The following is a 26019-nucleotide window of genomic DNA, read 5'->3' as shown; positions in this document are numbered from 1 at the left end:
CCGACATACAACCAAGGGCCTTCGCGATATTCCGAAGGCCCTTTCTTTCGACGAGGGATATACAACATGGTAGATATCGAAAAGGGCATTAAAGCGTATTCAAGGGAAGGCCTTGCCGAGTTTATGAAAAGCGCCGGCATGCCTGCATTCCGCGCGAAGCAAATCGAGCAATGGCTCTATCAAAAAGGAGCTACCTCGTATGATGAAATGACGAATCTCTCGAAGGGCATGCGCGAGAAGCTCGCCGAAGCTGCCCCGCTGTATAGTGCGGAAATCGACGATCGACAGGTTTCTTGTGACGGCACGAGGAAATATATCGTTCGATATACCGATGGCTGCACGGCGGAAATGGTTGCCATGCCGTCGGGCGATCGCCTTACGGTATGCGTTTCGTCGCAAGTCGGTTGCGCGATGGCGTGCTCATTCTGTGCTACAGGTAAAGAGGGATTCACGCGCAATTTGCTCCCCGGGGAAATTGTCGAGCAAGTACTGATCGCTCAGAACGATATGGGCACCCGCGTGAGCAACGTGGTTATCATGGGTCAAGGTGAACCGTTTTTGAATTACGGCAATACCCTTGCAGCCCTCCGTTTTCTGAATGGCAAAGATGGACTCAACATTGGCGCGCGCCACATTACGGTTTCGACGTGCGGCATTCTCGATGGCATTCGAGCATTCGGCGCAGAACCCGAGCAGTTTATTCTGGCGGTTTCCCTGCATTCCGCCATCCAGGAAACTCGCGATACTCTTATGCCTCGCGTGAAAAATCAATCGCTTTCCGCTTTACATCGGGCAATTGAGGAATACCAAGCCGATTGTGGCCGTCGAGTTTCGCTCGAATACCTTCTTATCAAAGGCTTCAACGACGATGACGACCACCTGCAGGCGCTCATCGATTTCTGCGAGGGCATTTCCGCCCACGTGAATTTGCTGCCTCTCAATAATGTTCCGGGCTCTCCTTTTCAGCCCGCCTCCAAACATCGCGTCGATGCATTCATTCGAACGCTTGAACGCGCGGGCGTCGAAGCAACCATGCGAGATTCGCGTGGTGGCGACATTGCGGCGGCGTGCGGCCAGCTTAAAAATCAAAAACGCTAGGATCCGTACGCGATTCAAAAACGCTGAGATTCGCATCGTCGATACGAAGAATTGGTAACTTCAAATGCGGTTCGGCGTATGTTGTGTCGGCAGAAAATACGCCCAATGCAAGCATGGCTTACGTGCATGGGTTATATTGGGCAAAGGCAATTTAAGAGGGCGCGAGCCCATCGCGAAAAGCTGCGATAAGAGTGAGGAATGAAATGGCGTATTCAGGCAACCCGAAGGATTATTCCGTCGCTGTGGTGTATGGCGGCACAAGCGGCGAGCGCGAGGTGTCTTTGAATTCCGGCGTCGCATGCGCCGATGCATTAAAAGAAGCTGGCTTCGCTGTTGACCTTGTCGACTCCTCGGTGAAAGAGGATCTGAAGAAGCTCATCGACGGCAATTACGACATCGCGTTTTTGGCGCTGCATGGCAAAGGCGGCGAAGACGGCACGATTCAGGGGTTCCTCGAAACAGTAGGCATTCCTTATACAGGATCGGGCATTCTCGCAAGTGCGCAGGCCGTGAATAAGGGCAAGGCAAAAGAGCTGTATGCCGCCGCTGGTTTGAACGTTGCTGCTTCCGCCGTTATTGGCAAGGGCGACGAGCTTGATGACGAAGACCTCAAAGAGATTTCCGCCGAGATTGGCATTCCCTGTGTGGTGAAGCCCACGACCGAGGGCAGCTCCCTCGGTATGACGATCGTCCATGAGTATGATGAATTGCGCGGCGCGATCGACTTGGCTTTGAGCGTCGACGAGGAAGCCATGATCGAAGCGTTTATCGAAGGCACCGAACTTACCGTGGGCGTTATTGGCAACGACGACCCGCGCGCGCTGCCTGTTATCCAAATCGTACCCACTGAGGATGAGTTCTATAACTTCCATGCGAAGTATGCTCAAGGCGGCAGCAAACATTTGTGCCCCGCTCCGCTTTCCGCAGAGGCAACCGAAGCTGTGCAGGAGCTCACGGTTGCGGCACATTCGGTTTTGGGTTGCCGCGGCATTTCCCGCAGCGACGTGATGATGGATGCCGACGGCGTATGTTGGCTTCTTGAGACGAACACCCTGCCCGGCATGACGGGAACCTCGCTTGTTCCCGATGCGGCGAAAGTTGCAGGAATGAGCTTCCCTGAGCTGTGCGAAAAAATCGTTGCGCTCGGTTTGGAATAGACCAAATCGCTTAAATCAAATGAAACGAGCCCTGCGGTGGGTTTTCTCCTCCGCAGGGCTCGTTAGTCTACTAAGGCTTCGAAAATGTCTTAGAACGGCTTAGAAAAGGCCGAATTTATGGAGCGCCCAAACCACGAGCGTGACAACCGCCAGAATAAAGGCCCAACTTACGATGTAGCAGCCGACCTTTTTGGAACGAGCGGCGTCGAGCATGGAGTCGTGCACGCTGCGATGGTCTTTCAAAATCGCAGTGCGTCCGCCGCCGCGCGGGATTTTGATTTTTGAGGAAGGCTTCCATTCGGCAGGGTTGGCAAGCACGGAAACGATGCTGTCGTTGCTGAGCTTGGGATCAGGGCGCGATCCGTCGCCAGCTGCCTTTGCGAACGCCTTCAAGAAAACATTGAATTCCTCGGCGTAACGCGGTGCGAAGGCGATAAGGGCAACCTGGCCCCAATACTCGCCCGGTTCAGGCTCTTCGCTGTAGGCGGTGAAGCTGAGCACGTAATGCAGCTCCCAGCCTTTTGCGGCCATGACGGCCGCGTTGTATGAGTCGTGGTTATTCAAAAAGCCAACCAATTGCCCGTAAGGGTTTTTAAGCCACGCGACTTGCCTTTTGGAGTCGTCGAGCACGAATTCAATGGTGCCAATGTCGCCCACGGCATTATCGGGGCCCGCGAGCGCTGCTCCTACTTTTTTATCCGAGGTGGAAAAGCGAACATACTCGCCAAAATATATATCGCCGGGCTTATGAGAGGTCATGCGGCGTCCTTTCGTGGTAGGCTTCAAAACATATATGGATGAATGAATCGAATCGGAAGTGCAACGAATGCAAATAGACGATCAACACACGAGTGTATACGACTTTGTGACCGATGGCACGCCCGCCGATGTGGTGGCGCGTTACGCCTCGTTAAAAACGCAAGCTTTGCATGCCGACTATGGTGACCTCGACCGCAATATCGTGGTTATCGATACCGAAACCACGGGCGTTTCCGAACGGAAAGACGAGCTCACGCAAATTGCCGCCGCCCGTCTTGAGCGCGGCGAAATCACTGAATGGTTTGTGACGTTCGTGAATCCCGGCAAGCCTATTCCCGATGAAATTTCTCATCTTACGAATATCTTTGATACCGATGTCGCCGATGCGCCCACGCCCGTTGAGGCGTGCGAGCAGCTCGCGCGTTTCGTGGGCGACGCCACGCTCGTCGCGCATAATGCCGCATTCGACCGCCATTTCGTGACGAAAAACGCGGGTGGCGCATGCTTGAAAGAAAACCTTTGGATCGATTCCCTCGATTTGGCGCGCATCGCGCTTCCGCGTTTGAAGTCGCATCGCCTGATCGATTTGGTTCACGCGTTCGACGCACCTATTTCAACCCACCGTGCCGACGCCGACGTCGAGGCTCTGTGCGCGGTATACCGCATTCTTTTGGCCGCTGTGAGCGATATGCCGAACGATTTGGTCGAGTATATTTCCAAACTTGCGCCCATTGAGGAATGGTCGACGGGCGCGGTGTTTGCACTCATCGCGACCCAGCAGCGCGAACATGCGACATCGGCGGCGGGCGAGAAGGCGGAAACCTTCCCGTTTTCGCTTTCGGCTATGCGCCGAGGTCGCTTCTCGCAGGCGAACCAGCCGAAGCCTGCTTCCGAAAATAATACCCCCAATGCGCAATCGGAAGATTTGCCGATGGAATTCCCCGCTGCCGAGGAAATTGAAGCGGCATTTTCCCCCGATGGCCTGGTAGGCAGCCTGTATAACGACTTCGAGCCGCGCGACGAGCAGGTCGTTATGGCTAAAGAAGTGCTCAAGGCGTTCTCCACGAGCACGAATTTGGTGGTTGAAGCGGGTACGGGCGTCGGTAAGTCGATGGCTTACCTGCTGCCCTCCGCGCTTGGCGCCCTTCGCAGCGGCTCGCGCATTGGTGTGGCTACGAAAACCAATGCCCTGCTTGACCAAATCGTCTATAAGGAACTGCCGCTGCTGAAAAGCACGCTTGCCGATGCCGGTGTAGGCGACCTGTCATACGTGGCCTTGAAGGGATTCTCGCACTACCCCTGCATGCGAAAAGTGTCGCATATCGTAAGCGACGGAGCGCGCACGGTAAATGTGACGGGCAAAGATGTGAGTCAGGCGCCGTCAATCGCCGCCCTGCTTTCGTATATTGAACAAACTGAATATGATGACATGGACGGCCTGAAGCTCGATTATCGTGTGCTTCCCCGCTATGCCATCACCACCACGTCGCGTGAATGTCTGAAGCGCAAATGCCCCTTCTTTGGCCCGCAGTGCTTCGTGCATGGCTTGCGCAAGCGCGCCGAATCGGCGAACGTGCTCGTAACGAACCACTCATTGTTCTTCTGCGACCTTGCCGCCGAGGGTTTCTTGCTGCCTCCGACGCGCTATTGGGTCGTCGATGAGGCCCACGGCGCCGAGGCGGAAGCTCGCCGCGCGCTTGCCGTGAAGCTCGATGCCGCCGAAATCGTGCGCCTTGCGAATCGTTTGGCCGCGACCGACGCGAAGCGCAACCCGTTCGTGCGTCTGGAGCGTCGCGCGCCCATGAACGAGGCGACGATACCCGAAGCGAGTTCGCTTTTCTATGGCCTCACCGAAAAGGCAGCCAAGGCCGGCCGTGCGTTCTCGGGCGATGCAATCGCGTTCTCCCGCCACATGAAAGACCTGGTGGCGTGTGACACGAATCGTCAGAATCGCAACTACGAGAACATTGAGCTGTGGATCAACGACGAGGTGCGCGGGAGCCAGCAGTTCGCTGGCCTGCGCGAATATGGCAAGAAATTTCAAGAATCGGCCGAAAAACTCGTCGCCGCGGCGAGCGAGCTCGTCGCATTCCTCGAAGGCGTCGACGGTGTTGCCGATGTGCAGCGAGATGTTGCCACAGTAGTCATCGATGCGAAGGGCATGCTGCAAGCGTGCGACCTTATTCTGAATAAAGTCGACGAGAACTACGTGTATGCCGCGAAGCTTTCGCGCAAGCCCGAGCGTGTCGCCGAATGCCTCGAGGCCCTTATCGTGAATATTGGCGCTACGCTCGACGAAACCCTCTACGAGAAAACGCATTCCGTGGTGTATGCGAGCGCGACAATCGCCGTGGGAGACGATTTCAAGAACTTCCTCGGTGCCATGGGTCTTGGCGAGACCGAGGAGTCGCGGGCAAATACCTGCATGCTGGGCTCGAGCTATGATTTCGACAAAAATATGCAGGTGCTTGTGCTCACCGATATTCCCGAGCCTAATCAGCCTGGCTACTTGGAAACGCTCGAAGATTTCCTTATGCAAGCGCATCTTGCGCAAAACGGAAGCATGCTCACGCTGTTCACGAATCGTCGCGAAATGGAAGAATGCTTCGGCGCGGTCGACCCCTCGCTGAAAGAAGCGGGGCTGCGGCTCGTATGCCAAAAATGGGGCGTTTCCACGAAGGGCCTGCGAGACGATTTCTTGAAAGACGAGCACTTGTCGCTGTTCGCCCTGAAGAGCTTCTGGGAAGGCTTCGATGCCCCCGGTGCCACATTGAAAGGCGTGGTTATTCCGAAGCTGCCGTTTGCCAAGCCGACCGACCCGCTTTCGTGCGAGCGCGCAGTGCGTGATTCGAGCGCCTGGTCGCATTACACCCTGCCCCAGGCGGTTATCGAAGTGAAGCAGGCGGCAGGTCGCCTTATTCGCTCTCAAACCGATTCCGGTACACTTGTGTTGGCTGACAAGCGATTGGTTACGAAGGGCTACGGAAGGGTGTTCCTGCGTTCGCTTCCGTCGAAAAACATCGTGAAATGCACGCGCGCCGAAGCGATCGAGGCGCTGCGTCGGGGCGTTGTGAGCTCTGCGATACAATAGCCGCATGAAGAAAAAAGCCCATACTGGTGAGCACCGCACCATTGCGGCGAACCTCCATTTGAAAAGAAACACCAAGGGAACGTCCAACGAGCTGTCGCTTTCGGTGCTCGGTGGCCTCAGCGCGCAAAAAGACGAAGAAGATGCGTCGCAAGGCGGTTCGGGCGCTTCCCCCTCATTCACCATGCCCCACGTTTTTTCAGGGAAGTCGAAACGCGCACCGGGCGCTTCCTCGAAAAAGCAGCCCATTACGGGTGCCGACGTCGCGGGCATCGCTCTGTCGATTTCCGACCGTCGAAACAGAAGCGCCCAGGCGCGAGATCGTGCGCTCGCGAACCCCGAAGCCGAAATCAAACGCCGCAAAACTGCGCGCCGCGCTTGGCGCGCAGTGGGCCTCGCATTCGCGCTTGCGGCGTTTGCGGGTGCTTCGGCGTTCGCAGTGCACGTGTTTACGACCGCGTATGAAGACAATCAACAACACAAATCGCTGCTCAGCCAAGGTTTCAGTGAACTTACCTCGGCCGATGAGGTCGTGCTCGCCGCCGATGAATTGGTGGTGGCTTCTTTTGACGACCTCGATGAATCGAAGATTCCCGATGTAATAGGCAAAATTCCCGATGTCAACGTGAAGCTTTCCGCCGCGAAATCGTTTGCCGAATCGGCCAAAGAGGGTGTTTCGGGCGACGACGAGAAGGCCGCCGATCAGCTTGCGGCTTCGGCCGAAGCTCGGAAAACCATGCTCGAAGTCGCCGAAGCAATTTTGACCGAGGAGCAGGCTGCCAAGCAAGCCTCAAACCTCATGGCTTCGTGCTGGGAAAACGTGCTCAGCGCCGACGCCCTTCTTCGAGAGGCCGCCGAATTGGTGACCGATACCAATGAGGAAAACACGCGCACTTCCCAAAAGAAATGCGAGCAGGCCCGCGAGCTTTTGACGCAAGCGTCGTCGCAATTCGAACAAGCGCAAGCCTTGTATCCCGCCGATTATGGCCCGTTCGACGACTACATTGCGGCGCGGCAGCAGTCGATTGCGTATGCCATCGCATCTGACGAAGCGATTTACGTGCAAGACAAGGCGACCGCCGATTCGAACAATGAAAAGTACAACGAATGCGACGCTGCCGCCGCCGAACTCGCGGCCAAGCTTCCCAAAACCACAGAAGGGCCCATTGTGGCGGCGCTCGATGAATCGCTCGGCGATTCGCGTCGGCAGTATATGGAAATACGCTCCCAGGCAGCCGCATGCGATGCGTTTCTTCGTGATTATCTCGGCATTGGCGGCTGATGGAGTATACTTTCAAACGAATATGCCCACATCATGGCGAATAAAGTCTGTGAAAGGTGCAACATGAGCACACCAATGGATCATATAGCATACCTCTCCCAAGAAATTGGCCCGCGTCCCGCGGGAACCGAAGAGGAACAGCAAGCGGCGCTCTATATTACCGAGCGTCTGCAAAAAGATGCCCATCTATCTGCGCAAATCGAAGACTTCACCTGTAATTCCAACGCGCTTATGACGCCGATCATTTGCTACGGCGTGGCAATCGTCGCGGTGCTGCTCGGCATTATTCTGCCTGTTATTGCTATTCCGGCTACCGTGCTGGCCCTGGCTGCTGCCGGTATCGCCATTTGCGAAGCGCTCGACCACCCTCTTCTTTCGCAGGCGTTCACGAAGGGCGTGAGCCAGAACATCGTCGCGAAATACGAGCCCACCCAGTCGAGCGATGCAGCGGGTTCGCGTCGTCGCAAGGTTATCGTGGTTGCTAACTACGACAGCGGCAAGGTGCGCCGCGAAACTGCTGGCGTTTTCGTTCGCGCACTGCGCCCTCTGCGTTATGGCGCGCTTGGCGGCATGGTCGTTGCGGCGGTGTTCATGCTTCTGCGCGGGGTGGTGCTTTCTGAAGGCGCCGCTTCTTTGGTGCTCGCCGTGCTCGCGGGGGTATGCCTTGTTCCGAGTGCTGTTCTGCTTGTGTTTGCCCTGCTTGAGAAATTCGGTCCCTTTACCGAAGCTGCGAACGATAACGCTTCCGGCGTTGCTGTCATGCTTGAAGTTGCCCGCCGCCTTGGCAATGGCGAAGTTTCTGCCGATGCGCCTATCGCTGCCGGCGAAAATGTCTCTTTTGTTTCCGAAAAGCGTGAGCCTTCCAGCATTTCCGACAATCTGGTTCAGTTGAAAGACGGCCCCATCGTTGCCGATACCGCGCAGCAGCGAAAAGAAACGATGGCCGCGTTGACCGGCGCCCCCGAAGGCCCGCTCGCCGAGGTTGCCGCGAAGGCTGCCGAATTGAACGAGAAACATGCTCAGGAAGAAGCAGCTGCCGACGCGCGCGCCGCGTATGAAGAGCGCGTACGCGCTCGCCACGAGGCCGAAGCCGCAGCCGCCGAGGCTGCACGCATCGCCGAGAAGCAGGCAGCGAGCGCTGCTGCGGCTGCGAGCCGCCCGGCTTCGGTGCCCGATTGGTATAAGAAGGCGACCGAAAAGGCTCGCGAGAAAATGGCTGAATCGAACGAACAGGCCGCCGCAGACGATACGTATCGCTCCCGTTTCGCCGATTACCCGACGGGTGCTGCTCAGGCAAGCGCCGCCGCCGAGTCCGCAAAGGTTCAGGATGAAGCTGCCGCCCCCGCGGTCATTGCGGCTTCTGAGCCGGTTGTTTCTGAGTCGGCTGCTCCCGCCGCTCAGGCCGCACGTGTTGCGGAACCTTTGGCCGCATCCGTTGCGGATGAATCCCAGGAAATCGAAGCTCCCAAGCCTTCCGCTGATATATATGCCGTGAAGGTTGCTGAGCCTGTTGCCGTCGAACCCGCAATTGAGGTGGCCAATCCCGTGCAGGAACCTGCTCAGGAGAATCAGCCCATTCAATCCGAAATCGAAGTCGCGACCGTCTCCGCTTCCGAGGAGCCCCTTTCTGAAGCGCAGCAGCCCGCTGCCGACAAGGCTCCCGTGAGCCCCGCCGCTGCTACGACGCGCCTTCCCCAAATGATGTACTACCAGCCGCCCGTCGATCGTTCTGCCGTGCAGGCCGAGCGTGCGACAACGCCCCGCGTGATTGTCGAAGCGACGGCTGCTGAAGCTGTGGATATCGCCGTGGATGAAAAAGTGGCAGCCCAGCAATCAGGCGTTGCTGCATACGAAGCGGCAATCGCTGGAAGTGCTCGCATTTCTGAGGGTGTCGAAGGCGCAGCTCCGGCCCAGCCTGCCGCGAAGGTTATTTCAGCGAACATTCCTGTGGTTGATTTGCCACGCATCGAGCTGCCCGCCATAGTGGCGCCTGAGCCGAAGCCTATTTCGTTCGACGAACTGCGTCAGCGCGCCCCGCTTGCCAGCGCCGCCGAGAATCGCGGCACCGAAGCAGCCAAGAGCTTGCTTTCGACATCGGTCCCTCAAATAGAAGCCCCGGCACCGGGCGCCACCGTTGCAATGCCTTCTACGCCTGCCGCGCCTGCTGTTGGCGCTGGTGCCTATGAGGTGCCTTCTGCCGAGCAACGCTCCAATGTGAGCCTCACGGGTTCTTTCTCGGCTATCAGCTCTATTGGCGCTGAGCCTGTGGGTGATGAGCTTCTCGATGGCGTTGAACCTGAAGATATGTATATTGATGACGCCGACGACTCTGTCTTCCAGAGCGATTTCACCGAGACCGGCGCATTTGCTGGCCCCGGCTATGTTGAAATGCCCCAGTCGCGCGTTGGCAAGTTCTTCGGGAAATTCCGTCGCAAGAAAAAGGAAGAAGAGGAAAGCGCTTCCGAATGGCTCGGCGTGGGCGACGATTTCGACGCACGTGAAGTTGGAAAGGCCCGCGGTGGCTGGGAGAGCTTCCGTGACGAAGACGACGATTGGAACGGCGGCGCATTTTCGAATATGCGTGCGCGCGTTTTGGGTGAGGCGAATGGGACCGCTTCCGACGATGCGGCGGCTCCGGCCCCTGCGTCTGCGGTAGCGTCCGATGTTCAGCCTTTGTCGCAGGGCGCTTCGGTTTCGTCCGATTTGTTCGCTTCAGCGTATGAAGCTGCGTTGCGCCATGCGGCATCTGAGGGCGATAAGATCGAAACCGCTGAAGAGATTCAGCAAATCTATTCTTTCGCGGCCGGCGATATCAACACTGAGGTGTGGTTCGTTGCTCTTGGTTCCGAACTTGCCAACAACGGCGGCATCAAGGTGTTCCTCGCCGAGCATGCGCCCGAAATGCGCGGCGCTGTTATCGTGAACCTCGAGGCGTTGGGCGGCGGCACGCTTTCCTATCTCGAGCGTGAAGGCGACCTCTCGCAGGCTAAATGCTCGCCTCGCATGAAGCGCTTCATCAAGAAGGCGTCTCAAGCGTCGGGCGTGCAGTTGGCAAGCGCCTCTATCGATTGGAAAGAAAGCCCGGCAAGCTATGCCGCGAAGCATCGCATGCAGGCCGTATCGCTCGTTGGCATGGATGGCTATGCACCGGCTCGCTACGCTCAAGCGAACGACATGGTGGAAAATATCGATTCCCAGAGTGTCGATGCGGCTGCCGATTTCGTTGTGGAACTGCTGAAGAATATCTAGCCTATGAAAAAGCCGCCATTCGGCGGCTTTTTTGTACCCCAGGCGATTCCTGTTCTCTTCGGAGACAAATCGCGAGGTGAGAGGTTAGAAAATACGGTATTATATGTCGGTACTCAAACGGCCTCGTGGAAGGTCGTTGTGTTAAGGAGCGCCCCTCGGGTGCTTGCCAAATGAACCATTGGAGGTTACTTATGGCTATCGAGGCTTACTGCGTGAAGTGCAAGGCTAAGAAGGAAATGCAGGATCCCGTTGAGGGCGTTACCAAAAACGGTAAGCCCATCACCAAGGGTAAGTGCCCCGACTGCGGAACCACCATCTGCCGCATTGGAGCTGCAAAATAAAGCATCATCAAAGCCCCGTAAGGGGCTTTTTAATATGGCTTCTCGGGTGGTTGCCCGTTTCGGTTGTTTCGTTAATCGACTTGCGAGCATTTAACGGACTCGAGCCCCGCCACGTTTTCGTAAACAAAAAAAGCCAAGGAACATGTCCCTGGCTTCGGATTCCATGGAGCGGGCGACGGGAATCGAACCCGCGTTGTAAGCTTGGGAAGCTCAAGTTCTACCATTGAACCACGCCCGCAATTTAGCGTTGATAGTATAGCGTATCGTGCAGCTTTGTCACCGGGAATCCTCCTTAAGTCCATGCTTTCCCTCGCCGTCTACGAGTCCCGGGACGAGCCTGCCGCCGTAGCGGTCTCGCGCCTGAATTCGTCGGTGTACTTGACGGCCACAAATGCAGGCATTTGAGATAGGAATTAACAATTCTGCATCAATAATCGATTCCTGTACCCCCACCAGTCTCCAATGGAACTGATAGACTTACCCCGTACCCTCATTGTCGATAAAAGAAGCCGAACATGCAGATCCCGTTTTTTTCGAACATAGGCAGACTATCGAAAAAAGTTGTTTGCCGTATTCTTGCGCTCGTGCTGTCCGCGTCGTGCATCGACATTTCTGCGCAATCCGTGATTGCAGCATTGTCCAAAACACCCAGTGTTCAATTTCCTTCTGGTTTTTTCCACCCCACGCTCTTTGTTGTTGCCACCGCAATAGCCTCCCTCATCCTTATCGCCCTGAGCGCGAAGTGGCAGTCACTGAGGAGACATCCCCTTTCGCTCTACCTTTCTGCCGGCGTCGCAATGGTTGGGCTTTCGGCTATGTGGACTACCGGAATGCCGGAATTGTCAATGTGCCTGTATATCTCATTCTCATTTGGATGCGCCTTCATGACCTTCTACTGGATTGAATTGCTCGCCTCCGTTACCGCGTTCGAGCTTATGGTGATTATTGCGGGGAATACACTTGCCACAATCCTGGTAACGCTCATAACGGATTACCTTTCCTTTTACGAGTACTTCGGTATCCTCTCGCTTGCGCTCGGATTTCTTTGTTTGAAATACGCCGACGACACCGTAACATCCGCGCCGCCTAAGCACTCGGAAAACGCCTCCACCATCGATACGAGCACCGTCGCGCGAACCATCACAGGACTGTGTCTTGTGGGGCTTGTCGCGGGAACCACGCAAAGCATAGCCCTTATAGAGGACCCATCTTGCTCCCTCTATTCCGTAGCTCCGTCGGCCATTGCGCTTGTCATCGTCGTCGCAATCATCGTCAACGCACCCGACGTACGCCTTTCAACTGCGCTTAAGATTATTTCATCGCTTACCGCCGGGGCTTTGCTTCTTCTTTTAATGCCAGGAGCAACGCCCCCGTCATCGTATTTCCTCTCCCAAATCGCCTTCTCCGTGCTCTCGAGCATTGCAAGCTACGCCTTGGCGCTCGTTGTTAAGTCTCGCACGTATCACACGCTAAAAGCGGTAGGAACCACGTACGCAATGCTCTCTTTCAGCTCCTTGATTCTGCTCGTGCTTGTCGGATTGGGCGTCGATATAACCAGCTCCCACTTTGTGATTGCCTTAAGCTTCATTTTTATCTGCGGAGCAATTTGGCTTATGGGAGATAGGGGAATCGACACGCTCATCAATCCTTTTCGTCCCATCGGAGCGAACGAAAGCCCCGCATCGGGAGCCTTCAAGAAAAAGGCCGAGCTTGTCGCCCAACGGTCCAAGCTCACTCCCAGAGAAGCTGACGTCTTCTATCTGGCCGTAGTCGGACGAAGCTGCCCCTTCATTGCGGAAAAGCTCGTTTTGAGCGAAAACACAATACGTTCCTATCTCCAAAAAGTGTATTCGAAATGTGGGGTTCATTCCCGACAAGAGCTCATCTCTCTTGTCGAAGAAACGTCCGAATAACCCACAGGTGCAAACAAGATGAAATCTCTTCCCATTCGTTTTCATAGGAATCGCTACCTGGGACACGGCAGGTTCCAGCATGTCCTATATCCTATAGGCTGCCCTGAAACCCCAGCTCATGTAATGCATATATTTTGTATGTAACTTCTTTTTCCCGCAATTAGGTGCACTTCGCATCTATCGCTCCCAAACGCCATGGGTCATGCTTCCCCTCAACGGAATCGACACCGATGCCAAAACCAAGGAGGAATCATGAAAACAAGCTGTCAAGTTGCCAAAGCTGGGGTCACACGCCGTGGATTTTTAGGCTTGGCGGCTGCAAGCGCTGTTATTGCAGGATCGGGAATCGCAGGGTGCTCCCCGGCCAAGCCGTCTGAAACTGGTGCTGATGCCGAACAGGCGCAGACAGTCCCTGAAATCGCCGAAAGCGAGATTAAAGAGACAAAAGAAGCGGACGTTGTAGTGGTCGGCTTGGGAGTGGCCGGCGTCGCGGCGATGAGGTCTGCAGCCGAAGCAGGAGCCCACGTCATCGCCGTTGAAAAAACGAGCATCGCGAATTGTCGCTCGAACATGTTCGCCGCTTTCAATTGTGATACCGCTCGGAAACTGGGAATTCCCGATACCGACCCAACGGAAATCGGCAATGAGCTCATGACTCAGATGGCGCATCGCGCAGACTACAGGGTAATCAACACCTGGCTCAAGCATTGTGGGGAAGCGTTTGAGTGGTATACGGGAGCCTATAAGGACCTTCTGCTCCTAGGCCCGGAAGATGCCTTTCCCGAAAACCCCGACCAGATTTATCTGTATGCGCAAAGCGTTGGGGGATCGACATATAGGCCCGGCATTGATCATGAGCATCTGTTCGAAGCATGCTGCTGCGTAGGCGGCGGAGACGAAACCCATCGACCGATTCTCGAGGCGAATATCGAAAAGGCCCTGGAGACCGGCAACGCCGAAACTGTCTTCGACTCTCCTGCAGTGAAGCTGGAAACGAAAGACGGCAAGGTGTCTGCGGTAGTATGCAAAAACCTGCAGGATGGCACCTACACGCGTTATACTGCCTCGAAGGGTGTGATTCTTGCTTCGGGTGACTACAGCTATAACGACGAGATGCTTCAAAAGTATGCTCCCTGGGTGTATGCCCACAAGGATAACTACCTTTTCTCTCACGAAGGAATGGACTGCAAAGGAAACCACGCAAGCACTGGCGACGGCCAGAAGCTCGGAATCAGCGTCGGCGGACACCTTGATATCGCCCCCCATGCAATCATGGCGCATATCTTCCAATTCGGCGTCGAAAACTTTATCGAGCTGAACGAGCGCGGAGAACGCTTCTGCAATGAAGACCTCAGCATGACAAACATCGCGAAGGTAATACTGAATCAGCCTGGAAGCAAAGTCTTCCAAATTATCGACGCCAAGGCGAACGACTACTATCCGATTGACGAGATGCTTCCCATGATGAGAAGCTATGGAGACGGTGAGACGTACTCTGCAGAGGCGGACACCCTCGAAGAACTCGCCGCCAAGCTTGGATTCGATAATGACGCCGCAAGCACCTTTGTGGCCAGCATCGAAAGATACAATGAACTTTGCGAAAAGGGACATGACGACGACTTCGGAAAAGCCGCCGAGAAAATGCATCCGATTATCGAGCCTCCGTTTAAGGCGGTAACCTACGATACGCTCAAGCATACGTCCGTCGAAGATGTAAGCTGCATGCGTCTTCTTGTCACCATGGGCGGTCTTGTCACCGATACAAACGCACGAGTTCTTGACGACGACCTGAATCCCATCCAGGGGCTGTATGCGGTTGGAAACGTTCAAGGCGGCAGGTTCGTCGACGATTATCCGTTCAGCCTGTCGGGCGCCAGCCACGCAGCCGCACTAACCTATGGTTACCTTGCCGGCGAGCACATTGTAAACGGCGAAACCGCGGAATAGTTCATTCAACCAAATCGTATTACGACCCTCCCTCCCGAGCGCGTACGACGCATGCGGTCGCCCCTCCCTCCCAGGCCGCATGCGTCGACGTTGCCGTCAACCCCCCTATCTCCACGACCATCCCACTCGCGCGCGTACAACGCATGCGGTCGTCCCCTCCAGGCCGCATGCGTCGTACGCTGCCGTATCTCCACGGCCCCATCCCACTAAGGGTGCATGAATGGAGAAAAGCCCTCTGGCATGGGGTTATTTAGAAAGTTGATTTGCGCCAGAAGCTAGTGGAACGTGCCAGCAAAAACACTGGGAAGCTGATGCCTTGCCGCTTGGCGATGTCTGCATGAAATTTGATTAAGATAGTAAAAGAAGCGTGCCTATGCGGAAATAATGCACGGCAAAGGCAAATCATGCGGCTCAGTTGGAACCCGATCGACTCGCTGCGCTTCGAATGCCACACCGATGATTTCGACATTGGCTCCAGGGCTTCTTTCACGTGAAACGAGCCCGAGGTATTCATCGTAATTGCCACCGCCGTACCCCAAGCGTTGAAAGTCGCCATCGAATGCGACCATGGGTACGATTACCGCATCAATGAATCCAGGTGCACAAATAGGGAAATCGGAAACTGATCCATCGTCTTCCGCAAAGTGTTTAAGGGGGTTGGCGATAAAAGGGACGTTTCCATCTCGCCAAGCCCGGTATTCGACCAGGCGCATATACATGCGAGGGGTAGAACCTTTTGTATTCATGCAAGGGAAAACCACGGTTAACTTTTGCGTATAGCACCAGACAATGAAATCCTCAAGGTTGACCTCGCTTTTCATTGGGGCGTATACGGCAACCGTCGAACCTGCGCTCAGGTATGTGAGTTGATCCTTGAGCTTCCGGCTAATGGCGCGTGAGGCTTGCTCCCGAGCGGAAGCTAACATGGCGTCACGCCGGGTAAGCACCTCGTGGCGGAGCTCCTTCTTGATATGTATCGTATCGTTTTGCATGACCGAAGTATAACGCGCGTTCGGCAAGAGAAGAATTTGCTCCTGCTTTAAGGCCAATAGCTCACGCATCTCGTGAGAATTAATACAAAATACGAGGCCATAATCGAGCTGAATAAATTTTTAAAAAAGTCTTTGCAAATCTTAGGAAAGCTTGTTATTATAGACGAGCTGACAAAGCAATGCGCCGTTACCTCAGCTGGATAGAGGGACTGACTACGAATCAGTACGTCGGGGGTTCGAATCCCTCACGGCGCACCACTTACATGTTTAAGCCGCTCAAACGAGCGGCTTTTTTGTTGGACATAGTTCGTCTACGCAGTGTCCCATATTCGCGTCCAGCTCCCGACGCCTTCACCTTTATACAGCGTATTTTATTGTTCTTGCATCGAATTATTCATATTGCTATGTGAGGATATGCGACAATGAAACGCATTGTATCGGGAGGTGCTATGGGCCTGTTTGCTTCATCGAAAAAGAAAGCCGCGGCGCGCGGTAGAGATCTGTTTACTGAAGCGTACCGGCAGGCGGGCGTGAATGTACAAATCTTGTTTCGCGCCACTGATCTTTACCCCGTATATATCTCTAGCAGCTTCGAGCGCGTTTTTTCCGTTGAGCCCGAGCGTATGGAAGACGACGTAGAAACGCTTTTCCGCTTCGTCGTTGAAGCCGATCGCCCCCGTGTGAAGAATGAAATCATGCAATGGGACCGAAAAAAGCCCTTAGAGACATATGTCTTGTATATCATGCCGAACAGCGGCGAAGAAAAGCTCTTCCGGCTACGGTTTACAAACGTGCTTGAAGGAACCCATATACTTATGGTGGCGATTGATATTACGACGACTCATGCCAAGGTGGAGCAAGCCATCTCCGAGCGCGATAGGGCTCTCGCCATGGCGCAAGACCGCACCGACTTCCTCAGCCAAATGAGCCATGAAATTCGCACACCGCTTAACGGCATCAAGGGCATGATTTCTCTCGCCATGCAGCATCCTGACGAAAAATCGCGCGTTATAGACGACCTCACTCGTGCCGATGAGCTCTCATCGTATTTGCTCACGCTCATCAATGATGTGCTCGACATGAGCCGATTGAACAGCGGCCGCACCGAATTGGAAGCCATACCGTTCGATATACGTGTCGTGGCGACCGAGATGGAATACATGTTCGCTTTGCAGGCGAAGGACAAAGGCCTGAACTACACTGTGTCGTGCGAGGAGTGCCCCGACCATTTCTTAATAGGCGACAAGATGCGCCTAAGTCAGGTTATCGTGAATTTTATCTCAAATGCGCTTAAGTTTACGCCCAAAGGCGGCGACGTCAGCGTCACTTTTCGCCAGATGCGCGCGAACGACAATACGGCGTCCTACGTCATTCGCGTGCATGACACGGGGAAAGGCATGGATCCGTGCTTCGTGAGCCGTATTTTCAAGCCTTTTGAGCAAGAAGATACATCCATTGCTCGCCACTACGGGGGAACTGGTTTGGGAATGCCTATTGCAAACGGCCTCGTCGAGCTTATGGGTGGGCAAATCGTCGTAGATACCGAGTTGGGCAAAGGTTCCGATTTCATGGCCTATATCTCATTTGAGAAAGCCAAAAGCGAACAGGTGGAATATCTTGAGCGGCAAAGGGAAACTCTTGAGCTGTGGAAAGAAAGCTCCAATTCCGAAATTGAATACAATTTTGAACGACGGCGATTCCTTTTGGCGGAAGACAATGAGATTAACGCCATGATTACTACCGAAATGCTCAAAATACGGGGCGCCGAGGTTGATGTTGCGAATGATGGCCCCGTAGTGGTCGATATGTTTGAAAAGGCGGCACCAGGCACGTATGACGCCATTCTCATGGATATCCAAATGCCCACGTACAACGGCTGGGAGGCCACGCGGCGCATTCGTGCTCTCGATTTGCCCGAGGCCGCAATCGTGCCGATAATCGCGCTTTCGGCGAATGACAACGCCGAAGATGCACGTGCGCCGCGAGAGGCGGGCATGAATGGACATGTAGGTAAGCCCATTGATTTCAATGAACTGAAAGCTCAGCTCGCAGCCGCTTCGGCCGAGAAGCGCCTAAGGAGGAACGATTAAATGATTGTTGAGCGATCAAAGGCTATTGTGGCCGAAGTTAGCAAGGCGTTGCTTGGAAAGCGCGATGTGATCGAGAAAACGCTTATGGCGATTTATGCTGGCGGCCATGTGTTGCTTGAAGATGTGCCGGGTACGGGCAAAACCACGCTTGCTCTTGCGTTATCCCGTGCGCTCGACCTCGATTACAAACGTGTTCAGTTTACGCCCGATACCATGCCTTCCGATATCACGGGCTTCTCGGTATATGTGCCCCATAAGGGAGAATTCGAATTCAATTGGGGTGCCGTAAACTGTAATCTGCTTTTGGGCGACGAAATCAACCGCACGAGCGCCAAAACGCAGTCGGCGCTGCTTGAGGTTATGGAGGAGCATTCGGTTACCGTCGACGGCGTTACCCGCCCCGTACCCCCAGCCGTTCGTTTGCATTGCTACCGAAAACCCCGTTGGGTCAATAGGCACGCAGCCTTTGCCTGACAGCCAGCTCGACCGTTTCATGGTTCGTCTTTCTGTGGGCTATCCATCGACGGAAAGCCAAGTGGCTATCTTGAAGGCAAAGCGATACAGCAACCTGCTAGACGACATTCAAGCGAAAATATCAAAAGACGATTTGGTCGAAATCCAGAACTACTTGGGCAATGTATTCATTTCCGACATGGTGCTCGAATATATCGTCAACCTATGCGAACGCACGCGCGAACTCGAAATGGTTCAATTGGGCGTAAGCCCTCGCGGCATCTTGGCGCTTTCCCGCATGTCGCGCGCGTGCGCCATTATGCGCGAGCGCGATTTCGTTGTGCCTGAAGATGTGCGCGAGGTTTTCCATGCTGTGTGCGCTCATCGCCTTATGCTGAAGCCTCAGGCGCGTATCGAATCTATTTCTGCGAACGATATTTTGGATCGAGTGCTTGAAGAGGTGCCGGCACCTTCCATGGATAAAGCGTACGGTCGCGCATAGGCGCGCGGCGGCGAAGGCGAAAGGCGCGGATTCGGTATGCTGAAGAATAAAGCTGTGGCAATTTTTGCCTGCATGATTGCGGGTTTCTCGTTCATTGCGTTGAATACCCCCACATCGCTTAGCATTTTTGCCATCTCCCTCTTCTTCCCCGTGTTTTTCTCTGTCGACTCTCTTCTTATGGCGCGGCGCATGAAAATCAATTTTGAACTTTCGGGTGCGTGCGTTGTGGGAATGAACAAGTGCATGCGCATTGAGATTGCCAGGCGTCGTGGATTGCGTGGCCATATCGACATGGTATTCGAATGCAAAAATCGCTTCACGGGTGCCATAGTCGAATTGCCTGTGACGCTTTGCCCTGGTCAGCGCGGCCTTGAGCGTTTCGATGTGCCTCTGGATACTTCATGCGTGGGCCTTATATCGATCACGTTAAAAAAAGCCACGCTCATCGACGCAATAGGACTGAGCCGCTCGCCGCTCTCTTGCGCATTTGAGGGAAGCTATGCGGTGTATCCGTCGATTCCTCGAGTCGATACTTATTTCGACCGCATGGCGCAAAGCGAATTGTCGAATGCCTCGTATGACCAAAGCATGAAAGGGCGCGACGAAAGCGAAGTGTTCGATTTGCGTGAATTCCGTCGGGGCGATGCGATGCGCACTGTGCACTGGAAGCGTACTGCTCGTTTTGATGAACTGGTCGTTCGTGAGGCATCGCGCCCCGTTGATTCACGAACAGTTCTCATCTTCGGCGGCATAACAGGGGCTAACGAGAGTGAGGAAGCCAAGGCAGAGCTCAACTCAGCGGCTTCCCTGTTCGTTGGCACTAGCCAGTCGCTGCTGCGCCAAGGCGTGGTGCATACGGTGCTGCACAAAGCCAACGGTATTATTATTGATGCTCGCCCCGTTGAAAACGAGGGTGACTTCAATACGATGATCGATGAATTCATCGCCCTTCCGCTGCCTTCCGACGTGGTAATCAGCGCGGAAGACGAAAAGCGGCTTAGCTCAATGCAGCAGCTTTCGAAAATCATCCTGGTGACGAATTTTCTTCAAAACGCGGAATTGGAACGATTGGGCGTCTACGGCGACCTTTCGGTGGTCGTGGTAGGAGCACGGAACGTGACTGCTTTTAGCGAAAAACGCCTGTATCGCGTCATCGCCGTTTCGGTGGATTCGGTTGGTGCAAGCGTCAAGAATATGGAGCTGTAAGCTATGGCCGAAACGGTGAATGCGCGTATCCATGTTTCCGAGGACCTCCCTTCGCCTCGAGAAAAAGCCCCCTATGTTCTTATCGATGCGCTGTGTGGAGCAATACCATCCATACTCTATGCTGTCGCCATACCGCTTGTGGCTGCATCGGCGTCTGCCGTTCAAGTTGTTGAGCTCATGGCGATTGTCGGCGTTTTTGCCGCGTGCCTTTTGAGTGTGGCTAGTGAAGCATTGGCGTCCTTTCGGGCGTATCGCGTGCCTGTACTTGCTTGTGTAATCGCGGTGTGTCTGGCGGGAATCGTGTTCATCGCGCCTGCGCGCGAGGGAGCGTTCGCCGTGGTGAATTGCACGCTTTCTCACGTCAACGAGGAATTCAATGCGTATTTCGGCTTGATCGCCAATGGGCAAACAGTAGCGACGTCGACCGCATTTGCCGTGTTGGCGGGCGTGCTGGTGGGCGTTTTGTCGTGGATGTTCTCTCGCGTGCGCACTTCGGGCGTGGTGTTGCTTGCGGTAGTGCTCTATGGCGCGTTTTCTATGCGTTTGAACATGGGCATGGCTGCGCTTGGCTCTTCTCTCGCCATAACCGCGTGGCTGCTTCAGTGCCGCTTTTCGCAGCTCCGTTATTCGAAACTTACTACTTCTTACTTCGTGGGTCTTATCGTGCTCGTTCTTGTTTCGAATTTCGTCATTATGACTGCTGCTTCGGCTCTCTATAAGCCCGCGTCTCAAATATCGCATGTGTCTCAGTCGATCGAAAGAGCTGCCGACGGCGTTCGTTTCGGTTCCGATTCACTGCCTCTGGGAAATCTTGCAAAAGCAGCGACCATGAATACCGGGTCTGATGACTGCCTCGCCATCCATTTTGATGGCGTGCCGTCGGGTGACATGCTGCTTCGAGGATTCACGGGTGCGGAGTTTGTAAACGGCAAGTGGTCGGCGCTTCCCGAAAGCGCGTTCGAGGGCGATTGGCATGGAGTGGTGCCATGGCTTGCCAACAGCGGATTACGGCCGAGTTTCCAACGCGCCGCATTCGACGATGCCCGTGCCGCGGCGGGCGAGGGGGCCGCATCTGCGAAAACGATGCGCATTGTCGCGCACGACGCCTCAACGCGCTACGTGTATGCGCCTGCCAGCGCGCGCTCGCTCGATCGCGGCGACGTGCAGGCGAATCTCGATGGAACCATTCTGAGCGGCATGGTTGGCAAAGACGCGTATACCGTGGAATATGACGATGTGGCGCCGAGCGAACTGCTCGCCGATGCAACGTTTCTTTCTAAAGATGAGACAGGCTATGCTCGCGCCGAGGCGGTGTTCGCCGCTTTTTCGAAAGAACATTACCTCGATATTTCCACTGACGATGCCGAAGCGGTGCGTGCGTATATCTTCGACGAAGAAACATGGGACGAAACCGCTGGTGAATCGACATACGCGGTGGTGAGTCGCGTGCGCACGATGCTGTCGACGGTTGCGAGCTATACCGAAAGCCCCATCGATGTTCCCCAGGATACGTCTTTCGCGCGGTGGTTCTTCTCTAGCGCCCACGAGGGCAATTCTGCCTATTTCGCCACGGCCGCCACGATGGCTTTCCGCGAGCAGGGGATTCCCGCCCGATACGTCGAAGGGTACCGTGTCGGTACGGACGAGCGCGATACTGCGAGCGACAACGACGGAGATGTGCTGCTTGGCGCGAATCAAGCGCATGCCTGGTGTGAGATCTATATCCAAGGTATCGGTTGGACTCCTATTGAAGTGACGCCCGGTTTTTACAACCAAGCTATTCAGCCCGATAACGTCGTCGATGTGGGTGAAGCCTACAGCAGCGGCGCGCATGAAAACGTAGCGAGCGATACGGCGGTAGCAGGTGATGTCGATAAGGAGCATGGGGAGAATCGCCAGACTCGATTCTTGCCACTGGTTCTGGGCGTTTCTGTCGCATGCGCATGTGTGCTTGTCGTCGTGGGGTTGGCGATCGTGCTTTTCGGCCAGCGCCAGGTGCGACGCATCTATCGCAGGCGCCGATGCTCGAGCGAAAAGCAGAGTGTGTGCGTGCCTGCGCTCTATAGTTTGATGTCGCAAGTTATGGCGGTGGGGTGCCCAGAGTACGATAAGAATCGCCCGCTCGATTGCGTGCAGCGTTTCGAGACCGCATTTCCAGGTATCGATTCGCTGGAATACCAACGCGTCGTTGGGTTGTATCGGGCCTACGCATTTGGCGGTCGCGACTTGCGTCCCAATGAGTTGCGCACGTTGCGCCGTTTCGACGAGCGCCTACATGGCATGCTGCCTAAGCCCGCGAACACGCTTGAGGCTATGGTTCGATACTTTGGGGATGTTTTATAGGTGATCATTGTGGCGAAGCATATGAAGCATACAACGAAACTCGTGCCGCATGGTACAACGCAGAAGCGCATTGCAGTGGCGGCGATATCGGTGGCGTTCGCGGGCGTCGTGGGTGCGGGGGCGATCGCGTTTTCCCAATCGGATGTCTCTTTCGACCCCTCTCAATTTGCCTTTTCCTATAATCATGGCGCAGAAGATACGGAAATCGGTTATCAGGCGAAGGATTCGCAGGTCGACTCGCAGGCGAATCGCCACGGTGAAAACGAAGAAGAAAAAGATACCGCCGTCAAAGAGAACGAGGCGGGCGATGACGCGTTTTCGCAGGCTCCCATCAACGACCGAAGCGGCACCACGGCATACAATGTCACAGATGGTGCCCAAGGGTCTATAACTACAGCTGCTGGCAGCGGCCAATCGGGCAATGTCGCCGATGGTGCGCCGGGCGCCATCGAGGGCAATAATGGCCTTGTCGAAAACGGCAATGGTTCCAATGGGGGCGCGAATGCTGGCGGCAACGGCAGCACCAACGGCGGCGGCTCCGCAATCTATCCCGCAAACCCGACGGCGAACTCGTACAAATACTTGAAAGAGGACCCCGTTCCAGAGAAACTCCCTCCGCTTAACGACACGACGTATTTCCGACCCTACAACGGCAATGCCTCCTTTGGAAGCGTCGACCCCGACAAGGTAACGATTAGCGCTATGGGCGATGCGTTTTACAGGGGCCAAAAACTCGATGCGTGGACGATTTTCTGCGGAATCGACGCTTTTTTCACCGACGATGGCCTCAATTTGCTCTATTTCGGCTGCGATCAGGCATCGTTTGCGACTTACCCGTATTTTCGCATCGATTCGTGGGAAAACGCGGCGACGGGCGAGAAAAACCCTGGGTATTGCCCATCGACCACCACTGTCGTGAATGTTTCGTTTCGCCTTTCGACCGATGATGCATGGGTTTCGCGCACAGTGGAAATAGTGCCGCGTGAATCGCATGTGTTCGTTGTGGGCGAGCCTGACGAGTTTGGCAACCGCGATGTGGTGTGGTCGACTGCGCCCTTAGAGACCGAGGGCGTATTCTTGCCCATCAATCTTTTCAGCGTTAATGCCCAAGAGGCGTTTTTGAGAAGCAACGGCAACATCGATGACGAGGGATACTTGAATGCGCTTTTGCAGGGGTGGAAAGAAGGCGATGCCAGCGTTCCCTATTACTATTCCGTAACGCCTGGCAGACATGTGATTATTCCTGGCGACGTGACCCGGCTCGACCCTGCGTATCGGGTGCGTTTCCAGACGTATTCGATCGACGAGAACTATCGCTACAACGCTGAATTGGGCAATAGGAATGCCTGTCGTCTGCAAACGCTTGTCGATGCCGATGAGTCGGTGATTCATGAAAACGTCGACGGTACCACGACGCTTTCGGTGCCCCAGGGCGTGCAGGCGGTCGATAGTTTCAACGACCAAACGAAACGTTCGAGTTTCGCTTTGAGCGTCAATACTATGGAGGTACCGTCTTCGACTGTGTATGTGAATGTGAATTCGGGCATTCGAGTGACTGATGGCTACAACGTGGCGAGCGATAATCCTGCGTACGTCGTAACCGACAAGGGCATTCTTGAATCGAAAGATGGTACCGAATATATCGGCATACCCTACGGTGTGACCAAACTCGATGTGCCCGAGGGGGTGCATCGAGTGGTGGTGCCCGATGGGAACGCGATTAAAACGCTCGTCGTGCACGCAGCGTCGGCCGACGATTTACCCGACATTGACCTCACGAAACTCCAGAATTGCGACATCGTGGTGGAGGACGACGTGCTCGACGCGTTCATTGTGCGGTATGTCGATGCCATCGAGGAATCGCGCACGATTTCCATCGCCTTGGCGAGCGACCCTAAATGTCAGATGGCTTTCTGCAATGGCGTGCTCCAAACTGAGGATAGCGTTTTCCGCGTGCCCGAATTGGGCATCGATACCGTTTTCTTGCAAATGCAGTCTCGCATTGAAAAAGGCGCGTTCGAGGGCAATTCGTCAGCAACCACACTCGTCCTCGATAGCGGATGTGAATCCATCGAGCTCGAAGACGGCTGCCTTGCGGGCGGCAATGTGCAAACAATCGTGTGCACAAACGAAGACATAGCGGCTAAGGTCGAGCAGCGCAAGGCGGCTGCGGGTGCGCCAAATGCAACGGTGACGGTGCTCGAGGGGTCCCGGGAAGGCTTCGTGTATTACACGGCAGATGGAAAAACGACCTTGCTTTACGATAACGAGGGCGCAGAAGAATTCGACGGCACGTTTGTAAATAAAGAAGGCGAAACGGTTTACGTCAATGCCCTTGCTCCCTACGCATTCGCGGGAGATGCCTCATTGAGGTCGGTCTCGCTTCCCGAGAGCGTTTCGTCTATCGGCAGGGGCGCGTTCGAGAATTGCGAGAACCTCCAGGCGCTGTTCATCGGCTCGCCGAACGCGGTTGACGTTGGGGCCAATGCGTTAAGGGGCTGCGCGAATTTGGGCTTTGTGGCATCGCGATCGAGCGCTGTGAACTTTGCCACGACTGAAAACCCCAATGCCGAAGCGTGCAAATGGTATGCCCCGAGCAACATTTCCGGCGGTTATGACAGCCGATTCGTGCGCATTGACAACGTGAACGATTTTGCGGTCGATAGGCAAGATGACGGCTCCCTTATTTTGTATGGCTGCCTTGGCGGCGAGGCGCCCAACGAGGCGAGCCTGCTTTTGGGCTCGCCGGCGGCTTTGAATGGCACCATTAAGCTGCGTTCGACGACGACCGAAATCTTCGGAGCCACAAGCACGGCGGGCCTGAATCTCGTGGGCGCATTCGAGAACACGATGGGAGACTGGGCTATCGATTGGTCGAGTGCGCCGAACTTGCGATACATCGGTTCGCGCGCATTCGCCGGGTCGAGCGTAGCAAGCGTCGATATTTATGCCCCTTCCGTAAAGTTCGGTATGGAGCAAAGTGCCTTCGAGGGATGCGCAAACCTCACGCATGTGAGCGTCACCGCGAGAACGCTCTCTATTGGCGATACGGCATTCGCGAATTGCACGGCGCTTAAAAGCGCGTGTTTCATTGCGAATGAATCCCCGACCTCTGACGATGTGCATTACTTGAATAAAAACAACATCGGCTTTGGGGTGTTTTCGGGTGACGCTGCGCTTGTGAGCCTCACGGTGGGAAGCCCGGTGCCGCAGCTCGTGTATCCTTCGCCGAAAATAGCCTACGTCTTCGATGGCGCGGTTGAAGCCAACGAGGAGGCTGATCGCATTTCGCTTCATGTGCCTGAGGGCGAAGAGCGGGCTTATATAAACGCATGGGTCTATAACCTTTTGGGATACAGCGACTACGATGATTGTTACAGCGCCATTGAATGGGATATGCTCATGGACTCGTTTGAGACTGGCGTCTTGCCGACGGAGGACGATATTCGCGCGCGCATGGCCGAAATCCTGCTTGAGCCAGAAAATCGCCTCCGTACAATGCTCGGGCTGCCCACTGTTGAATCGTCTACGGTCATTGTGTCCGAGCAGAACGGTTCGAACGATGCGGAAGCGTGAATCGCAAGGTGAAACGAAGAAGG

Annotated in this window: 17 protein-coding genes and 2 tRNA genes; 15 read left to right on the top strand and 4 right to left on the bottom strand. The window is 55.0% G+C overall.

What is annotated here, in order from left to right; genetic code table 11:
• The first annotated feature begins 66 nt into the window (after positions 1–66).
• Positions 67–1098: a dual-specificity RNA methyltransferase RlmN gene (gene rlmN, locus DMP05_RS01490; RefSeq protein ID WP_123218854.1), complete on the top strand. Its 1032-nt coding sequence runs from the start codon at positions 67–69 to the stop codon at positions 1096–1098.
• 203 nt (positions 1099–1301) lie between these two features.
• Complete coding sequence (locus DMP05_RS01485; protein WP_123218853.1) at positions 1302–2255, top strand: D-alanine--D-alanine ligase family protein; 954 nt, start codon at positions 1302–1304, stop codon at positions 2253–2255.
• Positions 2256–2354: 99 nt separating this feature from the next.
• Here DMP05_RS01485 and DMP05_RS01480 read toward each other — a convergent pair whose 3' ends face one another.
• Positions 2355–3014: a hypothetical protein gene (locus DMP05_RS01480; protein WP_123218852.1), complete on the bottom strand. Its 660-nt coding sequence runs from the start codon at positions 3012–3014 to the stop codon at positions 2355–2357.
• A 67-nt stretch (positions 3015–3081) separates the two neighbouring features.
• On the opposite strand from DMP05_RS01480, the gene DMP05_RS01475 reads away from it, so the two are divergent.
• The 4 genes from DMP05_RS01475 (at position 3082) to DMP05_RS09915 (ending at position 10974) form a co-directional block, all read left to right on the top strand.
• Positions 3082–6105 carry a helicase C-terminal domain-containing protein gene (locus DMP05_RS01475; protein ID WP_123218851.1) on the top strand — a complete coding sequence of 1008 codons (3024 nt, stop codon included), beginning with the start codon at positions 3082–3084 and terminating at the stop codon, positions 6103–6105.
• Between the two features lie 4 nt (positions 6106–6109).
• Complete coding sequence (locus DMP05_RS01470) at positions 6110–7384, top strand: hypothetical protein (RefSeq protein WP_123218850.1); 1275 nt, start codon at positions 6110–6112, stop codon at positions 7382–7384.
• Positions 7385–7447: 63 nt separating this feature from the next.
• Entirely contained in the window at positions 7448–10633 is a 3186-nt protein-coding gene (locus DMP05_RS01465) for a hypothetical protein (RefSeq protein ID WP_148039673.1), read from the top strand.
• A gap of 191 nt (positions 10634–10824) precedes the next feature.
• Complete coding sequence (locus tag DMP05_RS09915) at positions 10825–10974, top strand: DUF5679 domain-containing protein (RefSeq protein WP_170151664.1); 150 nt, start codon at positions 10825–10827, stop codon at positions 10972–10974.
• 164 nt (positions 10975–11138) lie between these two features.
• On the opposite strand, the gene DMP05_RS01460 is transcribed toward DMP05_RS09915, so the two are convergent.
• Positions 11139–11212 (bottom strand) — tRNA-Gly (locus DMP05_RS01460).
• 646 nt (positions 11213–11858) lie between these two features.
• Here DMP05_RS01460 and DMP05_RS01455 point away from each other — a divergent pair.
• Both DMP05_RS01455 and DMP05_RS01450 read left to right on the top strand, forming a co-directional pair.
• Positions 11859–12887: a helix-turn-helix transcriptional regulator gene (locus tag DMP05_RS01455; RefSeq protein ID WP_211326828.1), complete on the top strand. Its 1029-nt coding sequence runs from the start codon at positions 11859–11861 to the stop codon at positions 12885–12887.
• Positions 12888–13139: 252 nt separating this feature from the next.
• On the top strand, positions 13140–14834 hold the full coding sequence (locus DMP05_RS01450; protein ID WP_123218847.1) for an FAD-binding protein: 1695 nt from the start codon (positions 13140–13142) through the stop codon (positions 14832–14834).
• 371 nt (positions 14835–15205) lie between these two features.
• Here the strand turns inward: DMP05_RS01450 and DMP05_RS01445 are convergent, their stop codons facing one another.
• Positions 15206–15883 (bottom strand): 5-formyltetrahydrofolate cyclo-ligase, encoded by a 678-nt coding sequence (locus DMP05_RS01445; RefSeq protein ID WP_161957443.1) that lies wholly within the window; start codon positions 15881–15883, stop codon positions 15206–15208.
• Positions 15884–16007: 124 nt separating this feature from the next.
• Here DMP05_RS01445 and DMP05_RS01440 point away from each other — a divergent pair.
• A tRNA-Arg gene (locus DMP05_RS01440) sits at positions 16008–16084 on the top strand.
• A gap of 206 nt (positions 16085–16290) precedes the next feature.
• Here DMP05_RS01440 and DMP05_RS09795 read toward each other — a convergent pair.
• Positions 16291–16527, bottom strand: a complete 237-nt coding sequence (locus tag DMP05_RS09795; protein ID WP_161957442.1) for a hypothetical protein — start codon at positions 16525–16527, stop codon at positions 16291–16293.
• 114 nt (positions 16528–16641) lie between these two features.
• On the opposite strand from DMP05_RS09795, the gene DMP05_RS01435 reads away from it, so the two are divergent.
• From DMP05_RS01435 to DMP05_RS01415, 6 genes are all read left to right on the top strand, one after another.
• Complete coding sequence (locus DMP05_RS01435) at positions 16642–17916, top strand: hybrid sensor histidine kinase/response regulator (RefSeq protein WP_161957441.1); 1275 nt, start codon at positions 16642–16644, stop codon at positions 17914–17916.
• Positions 17917–18390: an AAA family ATPase gene (locus DMP05_RS10065; protein ID WP_244594994.1), complete on the top strand. Its 474-nt coding sequence runs from the start codon at positions 17917–17919 to the stop codon at positions 18388–18390.
• Positions 18287–18871: an AAA family ATPase gene (locus DMP05_RS10060; protein ID WP_375781749.1), complete on the top strand. Its 585-nt coding sequence runs from the start codon at positions 18287–18289 to the stop codon at positions 18869–18871. Before DMP05_RS10065 ends, DMP05_RS10060 begins: the two co-directional genes overlap by 104 nt.
• Before the next feature lie 405 nt (positions 18872–19276).
• Positions 19277–20077: a DUF58 domain-containing protein gene (locus tag DMP05_RS01425; protein ID WP_211326827.1), complete on the top strand. Its 801-nt coding sequence runs from the start codon at positions 19277–19279 to the stop codon at positions 20075–20077.
• 3 nt (positions 20078–20080) lie between these two features.
• Positions 20081–22420, top strand: a complete 2340-nt coding sequence (locus DMP05_RS01420; protein WP_123218843.1) for a transglutaminase-like domain-containing protein — start codon at positions 20081–20083, stop codon at positions 22418–22420.
• A 9-nt stretch (positions 22421–22429) separates the two neighbouring features.
• The gene (locus DMP05_RS01415; protein ID WP_148039672.1) at positions 22430–25996 is read left to right on the top strand and encodes a leucine-rich repeat protein; all 3567 of its coding nucleotides are present in this window, start codon (positions 22430–22432) and stop codon (positions 25994–25996) included.
• Positions 25997–26019 lie beyond the last annotated feature (23 nt).

It is taken from the genome of Slackia isoflavoniconvertens (genome assembly GCF_003725955.1).
Classification (GTDB): domain Bacteria; phylum Actinomycetota; class Coriobacteriia; order Coriobacteriales; family Eggerthellaceae; genus Slackia; species Slackia isoflavoniconvertens.
The sequence above is the reverse complement of the archived record's forward strand: the minus strand, read 5'-3'. Positions and strand labels throughout refer to the sequence as shown.

What these genes read in the sequence shown, in the direction of transcription:
- rlmN (WP_123218854.1), top strand. Translation starts at nt 67, where the DNA reads ATGGTAGATATCGAAAAGGGCATTAAAGCGTATTCAAGGGAAGGCCTT.
- DMP05_RS01485 (WP_123218853.1), top strand. Translation starts at nt 1,302, where the DNA reads ATGGCGTATTCAGGCAACCCGAAGGATTATTCCGTCGCTGTGGTGTAT.
- DMP05_RS01480 (WP_123218852.1), bottom strand. Translation starts at nt 3,014, where the DNA reads ATGACCTCTCATAAGCCCGGCGATATATATTTTGGCGAGTATGTTCGC.
- DMP05_RS01475 (WP_123218851.1), top strand. Translation starts at nt 3,082, where the DNA reads ATGCAAATAGACGATCAACACACGAGTGTATACGACTTTGTGACCGAT.
- DMP05_RS01470 (WP_123218850.1), top strand. Translation starts at nt 6,110, where the DNA reads ATGAAGAAAAAAGCCCATACTGGTGAGCACCGCACCATTGCGGCGAAC.
- DMP05_RS01465 (WP_148039673.1), top strand. Translation starts at nt 7,448, where the DNA reads ATGAGCACACCAATGGATCATATAGCATACCTCTCCCAAGAAATTGGC.
- DMP05_RS09915 (WP_170151664.1), top strand. Translation starts at nt 10,825, where the DNA reads ATGGCTATCGAGGCTTACTGCGTGAAGTGCAAGGCTAAGAAGGAAATG.
- DMP05_RS01455 (WP_211326828.1), top strand. Translation starts at nt 11,859, where the DNA reads ATGACCTTCTACTGGATTGAATTGCTCGCCTCCGTTACCGCGTTCGAG.
- DMP05_RS01450 (WP_123218847.1), top strand. Translation starts at nt 13,140, where the DNA reads ATGAAAACAAGCTGTCAAGTTGCCAAAGCTGGGGTCACACGCCGTGGA.
- DMP05_RS01435 (WP_161957441.1), top strand. Translation starts at nt 16,642, where the DNA reads ATGGTGGCGATTGATATTACGACGACTCATGCCAAGGTGGAGCAAGCC.
- DMP05_RS10065 (WP_244594994.1), top strand. Translation starts at nt 17,917, where the DNA reads ATGATTGTTGAGCGATCAAAGGCTATTGTGGCCGAAGTTAGCAAGGCG.
- DMP05_RS01420 (WP_123218843.1), top strand. Translation starts at nt 20,081, where the DNA reads ATGGCCGAAACGGTGAATGCGCGTATCCATGTTTCCGAGGACCTCCCT.